14 protein-coding genes are annotated in these 16650 nt (G+C 35.3%); all 14 read right to left on the bottom strand.

The window, feature by feature from the left end; all coding sequences use genetic code 11:
• Positions 1–25: 25 nt before the first annotated feature.
• Positions 26–1120, bottom strand: a complete 1095-nt coding sequence (murG, locus tag AC3WJF_RS00410; protein ID WP_492449058.1) for an undecaprenyldiphospho-muramoylpentapeptide beta-N-acetylglucosaminyltransferase — start codon at positions 1118–1120, stop codon at positions 26–28.
• A gap of 181 nt (positions 1121–1301) precedes the next feature.
• Positions 1302–2402 (bottom strand): stage V sporulation protein E, encoded by a 1101-nt coding sequence (gene spoVE / locus AC3WJF_RS00405; RefSeq protein ID WP_492449056.1) that lies wholly within the window; start codon positions 2400–2402, stop codon positions 1302–1304.
• 303 nt (positions 2403–2705) lie between these two features.
• A complete protein-coding gene (gene murD / locus AC3WJF_RS00400; protein WP_492449055.1) occupies positions 2706–4061 on the bottom strand; it encodes a UDP-N-acetylmuramoyl-L-alanine--D-glutamate ligase in 1356 nt (451 codons plus the stop codon).
• The gene (mraY, locus tag AC3WJF_RS00395; RefSeq protein ID WP_492449054.1) at positions 4062–5036 is read right to left on the bottom strand and encodes a phospho-N-acetylmuramoyl-pentapeptide-transferase; all 975 of its coding nucleotides are present in this window, start codon (positions 5034–5036) and stop codon (positions 4062–4064) included.
• Positions 5037–5038: 2 nt separating this feature from the next.
• A complete protein-coding gene (locus AC3WJF_RS00390; RefSeq protein WP_492449052.1) occupies positions 5039–5491 on the bottom strand; it encodes a hypothetical protein in 453 nt (150 codons plus the stop codon).
• The gene (locus tag AC3WJF_RS00385; protein ID WP_492449051.1) at positions 5485–6954 is read right to left on the bottom strand and encodes a UDP-N-acetylmuramoyl-L-alanyl-D-glutamate--2,6-diaminopimelate ligase; all 1470 of its coding nucleotides are present in this window, start codon (positions 6952–6954) and stop codon (positions 5485–5487) included. The genes AC3WJF_RS00390 and AC3WJF_RS00385 overlap by 7 nt, the downstream gene beginning before the upstream one ends.
• A 213-nt stretch (positions 6955–7167) precedes the next feature.
• Positions 7168–9081, bottom strand: a complete 1914-nt coding sequence (locus AC3WJF_RS00380; protein ID WP_492449049.1) for a stage V sporulation protein D — start codon at positions 9079–9081, stop codon at positions 7168–7170.
• A 119-nt stretch (positions 9082–9200) separates the two neighbouring features.
• The gene (locus AC3WJF_RS00375) at positions 9201–11447 is read right to left on the bottom strand and encodes a penicillin-binding protein (protein ID WP_492449048.1); all 2247 of its coding nucleotides are present in this window, start codon (positions 11445–11447) and stop codon (positions 9201–9203) included.
• Positions 11444–11818, bottom strand: a complete 375-nt coding sequence (gene ftsL / locus AC3WJF_RS00370; RefSeq protein WP_492449046.1) for a cell division protein FtsL — start codon at positions 11816–11818, stop codon at positions 11444–11446. Before ftsL ends, AC3WJF_RS00375 begins: the two co-directional genes overlap by 4 nt.
• Positions 11819–11848: 30 nt before the next feature.
• Positions 11849–12781, bottom strand: a complete 933-nt coding sequence (gene rsmH / locus AC3WJF_RS00365; RefSeq protein WP_492449044.1) for a 16S rRNA (cytosine(1402)-N(4))-methyltransferase RsmH — start codon at positions 12779–12781, stop codon at positions 11849–11851.
• A 231-nt stretch (positions 12782–13012) separates the two neighbouring features.
• Entirely contained in the window at positions 13013–13444 is a 432-nt protein-coding gene (gene mraZ / locus AC3WJF_RS00360; protein ID WP_492449043.1) for a division/cell wall cluster transcriptional repressor MraZ, read from the bottom strand.
• A 148-nt stretch (positions 13445–13592) separates the two neighbouring features.
• Entirely contained in the window at positions 13593–15212 is a 1620-nt protein-coding gene (bshC, locus tag AC3WJF_RS00355) for a bacillithiol biosynthesis cysteine-adding enzyme BshC (RefSeq protein ID WP_492449041.1), read from the bottom strand.
• Positions 15213–15334: 122 nt separating this feature from the next.
• Positions 15335–15730 carry a DUF3397 domain-containing protein gene (locus AC3WJF_RS00350; RefSeq protein WP_492449040.1) on the bottom strand — a complete coding sequence of 132 codons (396 nt, stop codon included), beginning with the start codon at positions 15728–15730 and terminating at the stop codon, positions 15335–15337.
• 1 nt (position 15731) lies between these two features.
• On the bottom strand, positions 15732–16625 hold the full coding sequence (locus AC3WJF_RS00345) for a 2-dehydropantoate 2-reductase (RefSeq protein WP_492449038.1): 894 nt from the start codon (positions 16623–16625) through the stop codon (positions 15732–15734).
• Positions 16626–16650 lie beyond the last annotated feature (25 nt).

Below are 16650 nucleotides of genomic sequence, written 5' to 3'. Positions count from 1 at the left end.
TCAATCTAAGCTAATCCTAAACTGATTATTTCTTTGCTAATTCTACCATCACCTTAAATAACCTATTCGAAGCATCAGAAATCCCTAGCTTTTTTGCTGCCTCTTTCATTTTAATCCTATTATCCGTATTTAGAAGAATTTCATCTATAGCTTGTAAAAGCATTGGACCAGATAATTCATTTTCTAATACTAGTGTTGCCGCACCAGACTCAGTCAAAGCTCTGGCATTTTTCTCTTGATGATTATTGGTTACATATGGACTTGGGATTAAAATACTCGGTACTCCAAGTGCCGTTAATTCTGCCAATGTAGTTGCTCCAGCTCTTGATACCACTAAGTCTACTGCCCGTAAAACCTCTGGCATATCATGGATGAATGGGACAATAGAAATATTGTTAGACTTTCCAATCAATGAAACTTCTTTTTCTACCTCTTTGAAATGTACATCTCCAGTAACATATAAGACTTGGTACGTTTTCTGCGAAAATTGGGCAAGGTTTCTAATCACAGCTTCATTAATTGGCCTGGCACCCCTGCTTCCTCCAAAAATCAAAACCGTCGGTATGTTGGATTGCAAATGAAACTTTTTAAGGATAGCTGTATTACGATCCCCTATTACTTCCGAAGCACGAGGATTTCCAGTTAAAACAACTTTATTTTTCGGAAAGAATTCTCCTGCTGCTTCAAAACAAATAGCAACTTTATTAACATATCTACTTAAAAACTTGTTAGTAAGGCCAGGTACACTATTTTGTTCATGAATAATTGTTGGAATCTTTTGTTTCGCTGCAGCATATACAACAGGACCGCAAACATATCCACCTGTTCCGATTACAACATCTGGATTAAACGATTTTATCATCTTTTTACACTCGCGCACACCTTTGAGGAAACGTGTAATGGTTTTAAAATTTTCCAGTGAAATTGATCGTTTAAAACCTGTTATATGTATCGACTTAAACGGAATCTTTTCTCTTGTTACAATTGATGATTCCAATCCATTTTCTGTTCCAATGTATAAAAACTCTGTATCAGGATGTTCTTTTTTTATCGTTCGAATCAGGGCAAGAGCAGGATAAATATGACCTCCTGTACCACCACCGCTAATAATGATTTTCATTTTTCCACCTCGTGTTGAATAACATTTTGCTTTAGATTGTTTTAATGCATTTCTCGTTAAAGATTATGACTGATTAGTATATCATACTATATTTTAAACCATGATTTGGTTACAGTAAAAGAATATTTACAAGAATGATAAAGAACTGTATTAAAAGTAAAAAAACCCTTTAAAAGGGCTTCTAAATTCGGGAATATCTGCTTATATTCAGTAACACTCCAACCGCGAATAACATTAAGGTTAAGGATGAACCTCCATAGCTTAAAAACGGAAGTGTGATCCCTGTAACTGGCATTAATCCTGTTACAACACCAATATTAATCATAACTTGAATAGCAATCATGGAAATGATACCAACCGCTAGAAAACTCCCATAAAGGTCAGGGGCACCCAATGCAATACGTATCCCCCTCCAAAGTAAAAGGGCAAATAATATAAGAATTAATGTCCCACCGATAAAACCAAGCTCTTCTGCTAAAATAGCAAATATAAAATCTGTTTGTGGTTCAGGTAAATAAAAAAACTTTTGACGGCTTTGTCCTAAGCCTAATCCAAATAATCCTCCTGGACCAATTGCGTACAAGGATTGGATGATTTGAAATCCAGTTCTTAAAGGATCTTTCCATGGATCCATAAAAGATGTAATCCGGTCCATTCGATATGGAGCAGACAAAATTAGAGCAACAAAACCTCCCACACCTATTAAACCTAATACCGCAAAATGGGCAATTCTAGCACCGGAAATAAAAATCATGATGATACAAGTTCCTAACATTACTGTGCCCGTCCCTAAATCAGGCTGTAGCATAATCATTCCAAAGGCAAGAAATACGAGTGCGAGCGAAGGTGCTAATCCTTTTTTAACCGTCGTTATATATTTTTGATTTTCTGCTAGAAATTTAGCTAAAAAAGCTATCATGGCAAGCTTAATGAATTCCGAAGGTTGAATGGAAAATGCTCCAACCCCAATCCAGCTTCTTGAACCATTTCTCTCCAAACCGATTCCAGGAATTAATACTAAAACTAATAAACCAAAGCAAACAATTAAAAGAAGCTTTGCCCAGGTTCTCCATGTCCAATAATCGACATTCATGATAAACAGCATACCAATTACGCCAATACCGGCAAATAAAAGCTGTCTTTTAGCAAAATATAAAGAATCGTCAAATTTATAATTAGCCCAAATTGCACTTGCACTGTAAACCATTATTAAGCCGATTGCTAAAAGTGATAATGTCACAATAATTAAGATAAAATCAGGATTTGATTTTTTTAAAGGCAATTTCAACACCTCGGGCAGTGAATTATTAGAGCTTTTAATTTGGTTCTTAAACAAAGGCTCTTTTCTAAATCATTGTTTTCTTTATCATCTTAAATCTCATAATTTTTTCATTCAGTATTAGGTAAGTAATCCTTTTAAGAAAAGATGCACCGAAACTATACCTAAATGAAATCGAATCTGAGTACGAAAAACAACAATTTATCCGAAAACAGCCTTTGAAACCACATCAAACGAGCTTAAACTACACTGAAGGTGCTGATCTCATGATGATAGTATTTAACTCTTCATTATTTGAACAAGCTCTTATACTAACTTATGCACGGCATCAATAAAAATATCACCGCGAATTTCAAAACTTTTGTATTGATCCCAACTTGCACATGCAGGCGACAATAATATGACATCTCCAGGGTTGGATAATTGATATGCCACAGGTACAGCCTTTTCAACATTATCGACACGTTGAATAGATTCTATTCCAGCAGCGATACCAGCTTTAGCTAGTTTATCTGCGGTTTGTCCAAATGTGATAAGAGCTTTTACATTTTTTAAATATGGAACTAATTCTTCAAAGCCATTCCCACGATCAAGGCCACCTGCTAATAAGATAACTGGTTGTTGAAAAGCTTTTAATGCACTACGAGCAGCTAAAATATTTGTAGCTTTCGAATCGTTATAAAACTTGCGTCCCTTAATTTCCATAACAAATTGTGTTCGATGCTTAACACCAGTAAAGGTTGTTAATACTTTTCGGATTGCCTCATTACTTACCCCGATTAACTTTGAGGCTGCAACGGCTGATAAAATATTTTCAAGATTATGTTCACCTGGCAAAACTATATCATTCTTAGAAATAATTGTTTCACCAAGAAATGTTATATCATCATTACGCAAGCTACAGCCATCCTCAATGTATCTAGTAGTGGAAAATGGAATTAGCTTCGCCTTTGAAAATGATACTAAGTCCATTAATTTACTTTGATCATCATTCACGATTAAGAAATCTTCATTTGTTTGATTTTTCGTTATATTAGCTTTTGCACTCGCATATTCTTCTATCGTCCCATGATAATCTAAATGGGCCTCATAAATATTTGTAATAATAGCTATATGAGGACGGAATTCCTTAATTCCCATTAATTGAAAGGAAGATAATTCTATGACCATCTGGTTGTTTTCTGTTGCTTTTTGAGCAACTTCTGATGCAACAGTGCCAATATTTCCAGCAATTAGTGGATCTTTATTTTCATCTTCCTTTAGAATTTCATTTATTAATGTCGTTGTTGTCGTTTTTCCATTTGTACCTGTAATGGCAATAATTTCCGCTTCAGATATTTTAAACGCTAATTCTACCTCTGTAATAACGGTGATTCCACGTTCTATGGCACCGGCAACTAAAGGGTTGCTATATGGAATCCCTGGGTTCTTTACAATTAATTCAAACCCCTCATCTAACAACTCTATCGGATGGCTTCCACAAATAACCTTAATGCCTTCCTGAAGTAGTCCTTGTGCTTCAGGATTTTTTTCAAGCGGTTCCTTGTCATTTACAGTAACAAATGCCCCTAATTTGTGTAATAGGGAGGCTGCAGTAACTCCACTCTTCGCCAAACCTAAAACTAGTATTTTTTTATGTTGATACTCATTAATATTTTTCAATTACAACCACACCTCAATATAAATTCCTAATACGGCACATAAAATACCTACTGTCCAAAAGGTAACTACTACTCGCCACTCAGACCAACCGAGCAGTTCAAAATGATGGTGTATTGGGCTCATTTTAAAAATTCGTTTTCCTGTTGTTTTGAAGCTTATGACCTGCAAGATGACCGATAAGGTTTCCATTACAAATACAAAACCGATAATAATAAGCAATAATTCCTGTCTAGTTAAAATGGCAACGGTCGCTAACGCTCCTCCTAACGCTAATGAGCCTGTATCCCCCATGAATACTTTGGCGGGATGGGCATTAAAGACAAGAAATCCAAGAAGCGCTCCAACGACAGCAACGGAAAATACGGCAATTTCAGTTTGCGATTGATACCATGCAATAATAGCAAAGGCGCCAAAGGCGATTGCAGCGGTTCCGGAAACTAAACCATCTACCCCATCCGTTAAATTAACAGCATTAGAGAATCCAACTAGCCAGAAAATTATCATGATTAAATAAAACCATCCAAGATCAATGGAGGTATGGATAAAAGGTATTGAAATATCTGTCGGTATATTTGATCCTCGTAAAATAATATAAAATATGACAGAAATAATAATTTGCCCAAAAAGCTTTTGCTTGGAAGTTAGTCCAAGACTACGCTTCAATACTACTTTAATGAAATCATCCAAAAAGCCTAAAACGCAAAATCCTAATGTGACTAATAATAATAAATACGTATTAACAGAAGGCTCAATAATTTTCCCAGTCATTACTAATGTTGTAACCAAGATTGAAATGACGATGACAATTCCACCCATGGTCGGAGTACCTTTTTTCATTTGATGGGATTTACTCAATTCCTCACGTATACTTTGCCCAAATTTCAGCCTTCTTAAAAAGGGAATAAAAATAGGCGAAAGTAGCGCTGTAATAAGAAAGCTCATTAAAATTGTAAAGAAGATAACTTTTGCCATCATTTTTATTCCTGCCCCTTTCTGGTTGTTAAATTATTTACTGCTTTAATTAGTTTTTGTCCTGTACCTTTTTCAAATAAATCATATGTATGTGGATGATTATTATGAAGTTCAGAACTAAATAAAATAAATTTAGTCATTTTTTCACACTCTTCTTGTTTAATTTTTTGAATATAATTTTCACAAAGCTGTTTCAATGCTTGTATTGGATTTTCTACTATGAAAATCGGAAAATGATTAGGAGTAAAAAAAGGAATTTCTCTATCATGCGGCCAGAGTGCAGCAATAGCACCAGATTCAATTGCTTTATCCAGCCTTTGCTTAGGATAAATTGGCACGAATAGGCCTTTGTTCAAATCTTCATCTTCAAAAATGGATACCACATTAAATGTTATTGATTCATCTTTAATTCCACGCCTATTTTCAAATTGATGATTCAATTCTAAAATGGTTAACATTTTTTAAACTCCTGTACTGTTTCTCTTGCCACAACACGATCATCAAAATCGTTAATCTCGTCTCCAATTATTTGGTAGGTTTCATGACCCTTTCCAGCAATCAATACTACATCTCCTTCGGAAGCATGCCCGATAGCATATTGGATAGCGTCTTTTCTATCAATAATTTTCGTATACGGAAGTCCTTTTACCCCTACCTCCATATCCATAATAATCTCTTCTGGATCCTCACTTCGAGGATTATCCGACGTAAAAATAGCGTCTGTAGCATATTGACAAGCTATTTTGGCCATAATTGGCCGTTTCGTTTTATCTCGGTCACCACCACAACCTACTACTACGAAAATTCGTTTTCTTGCAAATTGTTTAATGGTTTTTAGTACATTTTCCAAGCTGTCTGGTGTATGTGCATAATCTACTATTATTGGAAACTGCTGACCTGCACTAACTAATTCAAATCTTCCTGAAACACCTTTCACTTTTTCCATGGTCAAAATAATAGATTCAATCGGAATATTTAGTATGTACCCAACTGCAATTGCTGCTAAAACGTTATAAATACTGAATTTTCCTATAAGCTGAAGATGAACTTTTGCTTCCCCTGCTGGCGATACTAATGTAAATGAAGTACCTTTTGAATTCATCTTAATATCATAAGCTCTAAATTGTGCTGATATATTATCTATACCATATGTAACAATATGTGCTGCAGTTTCCTTTTGAATCTGTTTTGATCCTGGATCATCCATATTTAAAACGGCAAATTTAGGACGATCATGATTATACGTGTTCCCTAGCTGTGCGAATAATAGCCCTTTTGCTCTTAAATATGCTTCCATTGTGTGATGATAATCGAGATGATCTTGAGTTATATTGGTAAAAACGGCTACATCATAATCACAACCAAATACACGTCCCTGATCTAACGCATGGGAGGATACTTCCATGATAGCGGTATTAACCTCTTCATCAAGCATTTGTTTAAATGTTTTTTGTAATGTCAAGCTATCAGGCGTTGTGTTTTTTGTTTCAATCATTTTATCGCCAATTTTCATGTACATCGTGCCTATTAATCCAGTATTTATATCTGCATCACGAATGATTTGATCGATTAAATGACTTGTAGTTGTTTTTCCATTCGTTCCTGTGATCCCAATTAACTGTAATTTTTTCGATGGCTGACCGTAAAAGAAATCGGCTAAAATGGCCATCGCTCTTTTCGTATTAGGTACAACAATTACAGGAATATCCACATCTAATGACCGCTCTGCTAAGATGGCAACAGCCCCTTTGTTTGCTGCTTCCTCAGCAAACTGATGTCCATCTACAGTCAGTCCATTTATACAAATAAATAAACTTCCCGCAGATACCTTGCGATTATCCTGAACAATTTCAACAATTTCTGGATTCTCATTTGGGAGACTTACAAATGGTAAAACTTTCAAGAGTGTATGTAATTTCATTTTTTTCCTCCTTAATAGGAAAATAAAGTTGAGTATGTTTTTTATTAAAAAAATTTTTAACTTACCACTCCAAAATAAACAATCGTTTCTATTTTACTAAAAAAATGATTATGAATCTATGCAGCTTTATAATTATTTCATATATTTTTATTTGTAAATTATTCTATTTTTAAAAAAAAAAGACGGCAATCAAATGTTTGCCGTCTCCATTTTTTAATTCATATAGATTCGAATTGTTGATCCTATTTCCACTTTCTTTCCAGGTGCTGGATCTTGCCTTAAAACGGTATCCCCTTTTCCACTTATGTCTAGTTTCAAATTAACATCAACACCAAGGAAGTCCTTTTTATTTGAACCGATTAAATCAGGTACTTCAACAAGAGGAACTTGCGGATACGTTATTTCCTTTTCAATTTGATTTTTTCGCGGACTAACTCCCAAAGCGCGCAAGCTATCTCCAATAATATTTCCAGCAATTGGTGCTGCTACTTGACCACCAAATTGAACGGTATTCTTCGGATTATCGATTGCAAAATAAACAACAATTTGCGGGTCATCTGCAGGTGCAAATCCAACAAAAGATAGAATATAGTTATTTTCTAAATATCTCCCGTTTTTTGCCTTTTGAGCAGTACCAGTTTTTCCACCAATTCGATAGGAATCAACATAGGCATTTTTCCCTGTACCTTGGGCTACGACTGTTTCTAAGGCATGTCGGATTTCTTTGGATGTTTTTTCTGAAATTACTCTTCGCTCCGCAATCGGAGTCTTTTTCATCGCAACTTTTCCAGTAATTGGATCATCTAATTCTTTAGCAATATAAGGCTGGTATAGCGTCCCACCGTTAATTGCTGCTGAAACAGCGGCGACTTGCTGAATCGGTGTAACAGATACTCCTTGTCCGAAAGCGGTGGTAGCTAATTCAACCGGGCCTACTTTATTTAAATTAAATAAGATTCCCGAACTTTCACCAGAAAGGTCAATGCCTGTTTTCTGTCCAAAGCCAAAATCACGAATATATTTAAATAGAGTATTCTTCCCTAAACGATTACCTAACTCAACAAATCCTGGGTTACACGAATTTTGTACTACCTCCAAAAATGACTCGCTTCCATGCCCTCCACGCTTCCAACAATGTAGTGTAGCACCGCCTACTTTAACATATCCTGGATCAAAGAAGGAGTCTTTTTCCAAATTCACCTTTCCTTCTTCCAAGGCGGCGGCAAGGGTAATAATTTTAAATGTAGATCCTGGTTCATAAGTACTCCAAATTGGTAAGTTACGATTATATACTTCCTGGGGAACATTTTTATATTTTGAAGGATTAAAAGTTGGTCTGCTAGACATCCCAAGAATCTCACCTGTATTCGGATCCATGGCGATTGCGACGATCCCATCTGGATTATATTTTTTTTCTGCATTGTTCAATTCCCGTTCGATAATGGTTTGAATCTTTGTATCGATTGTTAATTTTAAATTCATACCGTTTTCCGGTGGAACATAATCATCCGACATATTAGGCATTCTTTTCCCTTTTGCATCAGAAAAAAATTGAACCGATCCAACTTTCCCTTTTAATTCCTTATCGTAAGTAAGTTCAAGTCCAGTTAATCCTTGGTTATCAATCCCAGTAAAACCTAGAACTTGAGATAAATAACTTCCGAACGGATAATAACGTTTTGAATCCTCGGCAATATATACTCCTTTTAAATTTAATTTACGGATATTATTTGCTATTTTCGGAGAGATTTTCCTACCTGCACTCAGTCTTTCTTTGCTTGATTTTTTTGTAATTTGTTCATAGATTTTTTCCTTTGATCCGTTTAATACTGTTGCAAGCTTTTCTGCTGTTTTTGCTGGATCTACAATTTGCCGTGGAATGACATAGATAGTCGGCGCACTTTGATTAGAAGCAATTGCAATTCCGTTTCGATCAACAATTTTTCCTCTTTCCGGCTGAAATGTGATATCTCTGCTCCATAAATTTTTCGCCCTTGCCGTTAACCAATCTCCTGAAAAAAATTGCACATATCCAAGTCTTGTATCAATAATCCCAAAAATTAATAGACCAACAAGAAGTGTTATGACCAATCTTTTTCTAACCGTTACATTGGATACTCGTTTCAATACCACAATCCTCCTCTAGTAAATTAGCCTTCTCCCCCATAAAAATGCTATTTTCCCCTAAAAATATATGCTTGTACCCCCAAAAAAAGAACAGCCCTCAGGGATTTGAGGGCTGAAAGTTAATCTAGTGGTGGAGTCGAATCTTCACTAGAACCACTTTTATTTTGATCTTCCTTATTTGCTTTCTTTGCTTGCTGCTCGATAATTTTATCCATTGGCAACAGATTCACGACGAGAAGATCACCTTTTACGACTGGTGAATTAGAGGTGATATTTTGTTTCCAAACATACCCGTCACCTATCATATTAAGCTTTAGATCTAATAAATCAGCAACTTTCAATACATCCCGTTTAGACCAGTTTTTCATATCCGGCACGGAAGGAGTGCTATCCGTTTTAAGGATTATTTTTTCACCTTGAATTAGTGTCGTACCTTTATCAGGAAGCTGATTAACTACGTTTGTACCTTTTCCTAGTACAATTACTTGTAAACCCGTATTTTTAAGTTTTGAATCCGCATCAGTTATATTCATATTCGTTACATCAGGAACCTTTGATATTTTTGTAGCAGACATTTTAATCGGTTTAATATTTAAGTATTGTAAGCTATTTTTCATTACTGGGTTAAATATCATTTGAACAGGTTTCGAGCCGCTTTCTAAGTTTTGTTTGTCCAAATGAGGTTGTTGGATTGCTACATATACAATAAGCTTAGGATCATCTTTTGGCGCCATTCCTAGAAACGAAAAGATGTAATCATCATACCCATTTAAGTACTTTCCATCTGGTCCAGGGATCTGCGCTGTACCAGTTTTCCCAGTCACATCATACCCTGGAATCTCATACACTTTTCCAGTAGCTACACCTACTTTTCCAGTGACAACTGTACGAAGATAATCTCTTACTTGTTTAGCTGTATCCGCGCTGATAGGATTTCCAACCACTTCAGGTTTAGTAGTTTTGACTTTCCCATTATTGGGATCTACGATTTTATCCACCACATACGGTTTCATCATTTTCCCATCATTCGCTATAGCTGTAGCAGCTTGAATCATTTGCACCCCGGTAACAGTTGTCCCTTGTCCAAATGTTGTTGTATATTTTTCAATTGGCCAATTATATAGAATTTTTCCGGAAGCTTCGTTAGGAAGTCCAATATTTGTTGGTTGCCCGAAATGGAAACGATCTAGATATGTTCGAAAAGTGTCTTGTCCAATTTTATCAAGCAAAGTAGCAAAAGCGACATTCGAAGATCTTTGAAGTCCTTCCAAAAAGGTAATAGTTCCCCAACCAGCTCCTTGATTCCAATCCCTGATAGGATTAGGAACACCTTTTACAGAAAATGTACCAGATTTATATTGTTCATTAGGGTTGTATACACCTTGCTGAACAGCAGCTGCAAGTGTGAAAATTTTCATAACGGAACCTGGCTCATAAGATGTCTCTACAGCTTGATTGCTCCAGCCTTTTTCAATTCCTTCCCTTGTCATCGGGTCAAAAGTGGGTGTTTGTCCCATCCCTAAAATTTTTCCTGTTTTCGGGTCGGCTACAATGGCAATCATATTTTTAGGCTTATATTTTTCCTCTACCTTGGATAGTGCATCCTCTATAAATATTTGAATCTTTTTATCTATTGTTAAATAAATATTGTCACCATTTTTTGGTGGCTGTACTTGTTTCTTCGTTCCCGGCAATAAATATCCCCACAAATCCCCTTTAAAGGAAACTTCTCCATCAGTACCTTGCAGATATTTATCGAGGCTATGTTCTAAACCCATTTTTCCAACCAATTTCGAATTAGGTTTGTCTGGATTTTTTTGAGCTACATATCCAATTAAATGCGATGCAAAAATTCCATTAGGATAGAATCTTTTAGACCCAGGAATAAAAATAATTCCTGGTAAATTAAGGGCATCAATTTTTTTCTTCGTTTCTAAGGAAATGTCATTTCCAACTTTACCAAACTCTACTTGAAAGCGACCTTTTTTGGTAAGTAGTCTATAAATATCCTCTTCAGACATATCAATATATTTTGATAGTTTTTCTGCCGTCATTTGCGGATCCACCACATGATGAGGATGTTTAGGATCTGTCGTCATTTTTTTGTCTAAGATAGCTGCAAGAGAGTAGGATGCTGTATCTTCTGCGATGACTTCTCCTTTATCATCATAAATGGTTCCCCGATTTGCTTTAATTTTATCCATTTGTAAATATTGCTTAGCTGCTTTAGCTACGAGGTCAACCCCATCTACTTTACCTGAAACTTGAATCGTAAAAAATCGGACGATAATGATAAAAAAGAGCAGACCGAATATCAAAAATAATACCCCTGCTCCTCTGTTAACATTGATTCTTTTCTTGTTCATTTGCCTTCAACAACCTTAACATTATTTTCATTTAATTTTAGTCCTAGTTTTTCAGCCTTTTTCTTAATTCGGTCATATTGACTTAAATCGCTAACTTGTGCTTGTAAATCTTTATTCACTTTCATCTGAGATTGAATGGAGGATTGTTTATCTTGAATATCTCTATTTACTTTATAAATGGTAGCTTGAGTAGAAATAATCTTTATTGCCATAATAGCAACGAAAGAAATTAACAATATTCCTAGCATTTTTTCACCTAACGTAATGGATTTTCGTGTATGTATCGGTTGTGCCTGTGGCTTAGGCATAGTTGGTATATTGTTTTGTCTCTGTGGTTCTAAATATGGTTGTTTTCTTGCTAAATTACTCAAGCTATTCTCCCCCTTTATTTTACTTTAAATTTATTGTTTTTCAGCAACACGAAGCTTTGCTGACCTTGAGCGATTATTATTGATAAGTTCCTCTTCACTTGGCACAATTGGTTTTTTTGTGATGATTTTTAATTGAGGCTTGTATTCATCAGGTACAAACGGAATGCCAGGAGGTAGTTGTGGACCTTGACTTACTTCTTTGAAAATCGTTTTACAAATGCGATCTTCTAATGAGTGAAAAGTAATAACACTAATTCTTCCCGTTGGTTTTAATAATTGAATTGCATCTTGAAGTGACTTTTCAAAAACGCTTAATTCATCATTAACAGCAATTCTTATTGCCTGAAATACTCTTTTTGCTGGATGACCTCCCTTTCGTCTTGCGGGAGCCGGTATTCCATCTTTGATTAATTCCACTAGTTGTCCTGTCGTTTCGATAGGTTCTTTTTCTCGTGCAGCCTCTATTTTTCTGGCGATTTGTTTAGAGAATTTTTCTTCACCGTATTTGAAAAAAATTCTTACTAAATCTTCATATGGCCAGCTATTTACTACTTCATAGGCAGATACTTCTCCATGAAGGTCCATTCGCATATCTAATGGGGCATCATGATGATAACTAAATCCTCGTTCCGGGGTATCTAATTGCGGAGAAGAAACACCTAAGTCATATAAAATTCCATCCACGGCTTCGATTCCACGCAGATTAAGCTCATGTTTAATATTTAAAAAGTTACTCTTGATAAACGTTACTTGATTTTCATAGTTCTGCAATTTCACTTTGGCGTTATTTATCGCCGTTTCATCTTGATCAAATGCAAATAATTTCCCTTGTGGTGACAGCCTAGATAATAAATACTCACTATGACCTGCTCCTCCTAAGGTACAATCAATATAAGTTCCATCTGGCTTGATATTTAATTCATCCACCGTTTCCTTTAATAGTACTGTTGTATGTTCAAACATTTCAAATCACCTTTCCAATCGAATCATAGGAAAATTTATTTGTTTTATCATTCGCACTTTGTTACCTAATGGCTGTTATCGTACATGATTGTTGTTTTTCGTAATTCGTAAATAATTTAAGATTTGCTTCGGGCATCTTTTCTTAAAAGGGATATCCATTCATGAAGCGTATGTAGAAGCTATTAAGATTTTCTTTTTTCAAAAACAACAAAGTTTAAGAAAAGAGCCTTTCTAAATGTCAAATCCAATCATGTTCTCAGCAATTTCAGCAAATGATTCTTCAGATTCCTCAAAATAGTCTTCCCATAATTCCTTGCTCCAAATCTCTATTCGATTGGAAACACCTAAAACAACACACTCTTTTTCTAACTGGGCATAACTTACAAGCGGAGTGGGGATATTGATTCTACCTTGCTTATCCAGTTCACACTCAGAAGCGCCAGAAAAGAAAAACCGGGTAAACGCACGTGCATCTTTTTTCGTTAGTGGGAGGGCTTTAAGTTTTTCTTCGACTTGTTTCCATTCATCTACCGGATAACCAAATAAGCATCGATCAAGTCCTCTGGTGATAACAAACGTCTCACCTAAGAGTTCACGAAACTTGGCAGGAACGATGATTCGTCCCTTTGTATCAATGTTATGTTGGTATTCCCCCATGAACATAGAACTAGCCCCCACTTTCTAAAATAAATGTACCACATTCCCCCACTTTTCACCACCTATTTTTTATGTTTTCCCACAACCTTAATATTTCCTGCTTTTTGTCATGTTTTTTCCATAAAAAAAACCAGTTTGAAATCTCAAACTGGTTTTACATTCGTATTAATTTATGGGTTCCATCAAACTCATATGGAAGGGATAATAGATCATCAATAAATGTGGCGCCATATTTATTAATGAAGTAAAAGATGTTCCAAATCCTTTCCTGCGGGGAGTTATTTGGTTTTACATTTCTTTCAATGCGCTCATACATTCCTATAACAGCGTCATGCTTCTGTTCAATATTTAAATTAATTTTTCTTTGTAAAAACTCAAGTTGACGTAAATGGATGGATAGATTTTTTTCAATCAATGGTTCGATACCTTTATCACTTCTGGAAAGAATTTGGCTATATTGGTTTTCCAGCCAATCTCTTGCTTCCATTACTAGTCCGTCCAACGTTTCATCTTTTACTGAATTCCAATACTTTGTTCTTTCTTCCTCCACACCATTTCGAACGGTCTTTTCAGCATCTAATTGCAATTCCTTCATATCCGCATCAATAAAGCGCTCTAATATCGTCAAATTCAATCTTGCGATAACGGGCGGCATTTCGAATCCCATATGCTCAAAGGCAAGTTTTAATTCTGCCCAATACGCGATTTCCCCTGGACCACCGATAAAAGCAAGTGTTGGAAACAGCCATTCCTCCATCATCGGTCTTGTTACCACATTATTACTAAAGCGCTCCGGATGATTTTCGAGCTCTATTAATAACTCCTCTTTTGTAAATTGGACTTTATTATTTTTGCCGACGTAGTACTCCCCCTCTGGAAAGTAATCTAATAAAATTCTTTCTTTCCCGTCGTAATAAAATAAGTTAACCGCATTCTTTCCGATCTCAATTGTATTGGAAAATTCAAAAGAACGGATATGTTCTTGCTGTTGTATAACTAAATCCGTAATTGACCTGCTTTCCTCAATGATTCGTTTAAAGAAAGGAACCTCTAGTTTTCTTAATTGTTTATCTGCGGAATCAATAAGTAAAACACCATATTTAGAAAAGAGGCTAATTATTATATTAGAGAAAAAATCAACAAATGATTTTGATTGTTCAATAGTTGTATCCATCATTTGTAGCAATTGCTTCGTATATTCTGTTTCTCCGAAATGCTCAAACACTTTCTTAACCCATTTTTTCATATGAATTTTATCAAATTCTACATCCGATACCATACGTTTATCAATTGGTCCTTCAGCATAACTTAATTTACTGATGGAGCGGCCATTTTCCACAAAAACATGATTAACCTCTAAGTAATCATGGTCCTCTCCCGCTATCCAGAAAACTGGTATAACAGGGGATTGTAATTTCCTTTCTTGCTCCCTTGCAAGTTGAATAATAGAAATGAGTTTATGTACTGTATATAGCGGTCCTGTTAATAATCCAGCTTGTTGCCCTCCAATAACAACTACTGAATCTGGTTGTCTTAATTTTACAAGGGACTCTTTTACTTCGTTGGAAAAAGAAAATTTCTTCATATATGACTCAATGCATTCAGCAAGTTTTTCTCTTTTAAATGTACGAGAAAGCACATCTTTATAACGCTTCTTAAAAATATCTTGATCTGTTATGTCATAATGAAAAAAGTCTTTAACAGGTTTCTTTTGCTCTATGTAAAGGGAAGCGAATCGATTCGTTGCTGGAATGAGGATATTTTCCAAATCCATATGGTGTTCTTCCTTTCTGAATTCATAATAAAACAAATGATAAATTTCCATCATTAATCTTGTTAGAGTATAGCATTATTATGCAGGAAAGAGAAAAATATTGCTTGAAATATTTTCATTTACTAATACATTGCAACTGATTCAAGCACACTGCGGGTCAAACCGTAAATCATTAGAATAATATAGGCGGCCAAAAATAATAGAAAATTAAAACGCCAAAATCCTTTGAAGACCTTGGAATATATAATTTCATTGCGTATGTAACGATATAGAAAAACAAAGCCGATAGCAATTAGCAACATGAGCAGTATGATTACCCACAAAAAAGAGTGCGACCAGATAACAAGTGCAAGTTCATTAACTGATAGTATTAGAAATAAGGTGGTAATATCTATAGCTATAGATACTGCTTTTCTATGATTATTCGTAATAAGCTTTATGGCAAAAAACACTATTATATAAGCAATCAAAGGAATTATTATCAAAACTCCCGCTACCCAAGAAAGAAATACTCCCATTCTACTCTCCTCTTCCCCCTTCCATTCCCTTTACCATGTGAAATAGCATCTGTGTAATTGGCACTTGGACTTTTTCCGATTTTGATCGATCTATAATATATCCTAGGATTGCATCAATTTCTGTTTTTCGATTATGTAGAATATCATTTAGCATGGAAGACTTATTTTCACTAGTATTTCGGCATACTTTCATTATTTCTTCAAAAACAAGCTCCTTGTCCATAAAAGAAAAGACGGAATGAAGCTCTAAGAAATAATCTTTAAGTAAAGAGAAATAGTAGGAGTTCGATATAAGCTGTCCATTTTGCATCTTTAAAACAGCTGTCAAAGGATTAATAATCGCATTGATCATCAGTTTTTTTACGAGCATTTCTTCCCAATTATGATGATAGTGAAATGGGAACGAAGGGATATCAGAAGAAACCAAAGATTTTATGATTGAGCTGTCCCCTCTCAATAAGGCAATATTGGTTTGTCCAATTCCGTTATGTTGGACGGTATTTTCATTTATTTTAAGGGCACCATGTTCTACAGTTCCTACTAATATCGTTTCACTGTTTAGATCGTTTAACATTTCAATATGCCCCATACCATTTTGCAAAAATAATAATGGAGTATTCTGTTTAAAACTATTTAGTTCAGACTTGATGTCAGAAAGATGATATTGTTTGACTGCCACGATTATTAAATCCATTTCGTTTAAGGAATCGCCTCGAACATTCGTATTAACTACCGTTGTGTGCTGTCTTTTTTCTTTTGCAACGGTAATTCCTTCATATCGAAGATGTTCTGCTTGTTCCTGTCTTCTTAACATCATTGTAACAGTATTTTCCTTTCCTAAATACCCTCCAAATAAAAGACCAATGGATCCCGCACCGATAATTCCAATTCTCATCCCTATCCCTCAATTTAACAAATTT

The sequence above is a fragment of the Heyndrickxia sp. FW510-T9 genome (assembly GCF_058781025.1).
The sequence above is the reverse complement of the archived record's forward strand: the minus strand, read 5'-3'. Positions and strand labels throughout refer to the sequence as shown.

What these genes read in the sequence shown, in the direction of transcription:
- mraY (WP_492449054.1), bottom strand. Translation starts at nt 5,036, where the DNA reads ATGATGGCAAAAGTTATCTTCTTTACAATTTTAATGAGCTTTCTTATT.
- AC3WJF_RS00385 (WP_492449051.1), bottom strand. Translation starts at nt 6,954, where the DNA reads ATGAAATTACATACACTCTTGAAAGTTTTACCATTTGTAAGTCTCCCA.
- AC3WJF_RS00345 (WP_492449038.1), bottom strand. Translation starts at nt 16,625, where the DNA reads ATGAGAATTGGAATTATCGGTGCGGGATCCATTGGTCTTTTATTTGGA.
- rsmH (WP_492449044.1), bottom strand. Translation starts at nt 12,781, where the DNA reads ATGTTTGAACATACAACAGTACTATTAAAGGAAACGGTGGATGAATTA.
- AC3WJF_RS00350 (WP_492449040.1), bottom strand. Translation starts at nt 15,730, where the DNA reads ATGGGAGTATTTCTTTCTTGGGTAGCGGGAGTTTTGATAATAATTCCT.
- AC3WJF_RS00390 (WP_492449052.1), bottom strand. Translation starts at nt 5,491, where the DNA reads ATGTTAACCATTTTAGAATTGAATCATCAATTTGAAAATAGGCGTGGA.
- murG (WP_492449058.1), bottom strand. Translation starts at nt 1,120, where the DNA reads ATGAAAATCATTATTAGCGGTGGTGGTACAGGAGGTCATATTTATCCT.
- mraZ (WP_492449043.1), bottom strand. Translation starts at nt 13,444, where the DNA reads ATGTTCATGGGGGAATACCAACATAACATTGATACAAAGGGACGAATC.
- bshC (WP_492449041.1), bottom strand. Translation starts at nt 15,212, where the DNA reads ATGGATTTGGAAAATATCCTCATTCCAGCAACGAATCGATTCGCTTCC.
- AC3WJF_RS00375 (WP_492449048.1), bottom strand. Translation starts at nt 11,447, where the DNA reads ATGAACAAGAAAAGAATCAATGTTAACAGAGGAGCAGGGGTATTATTT.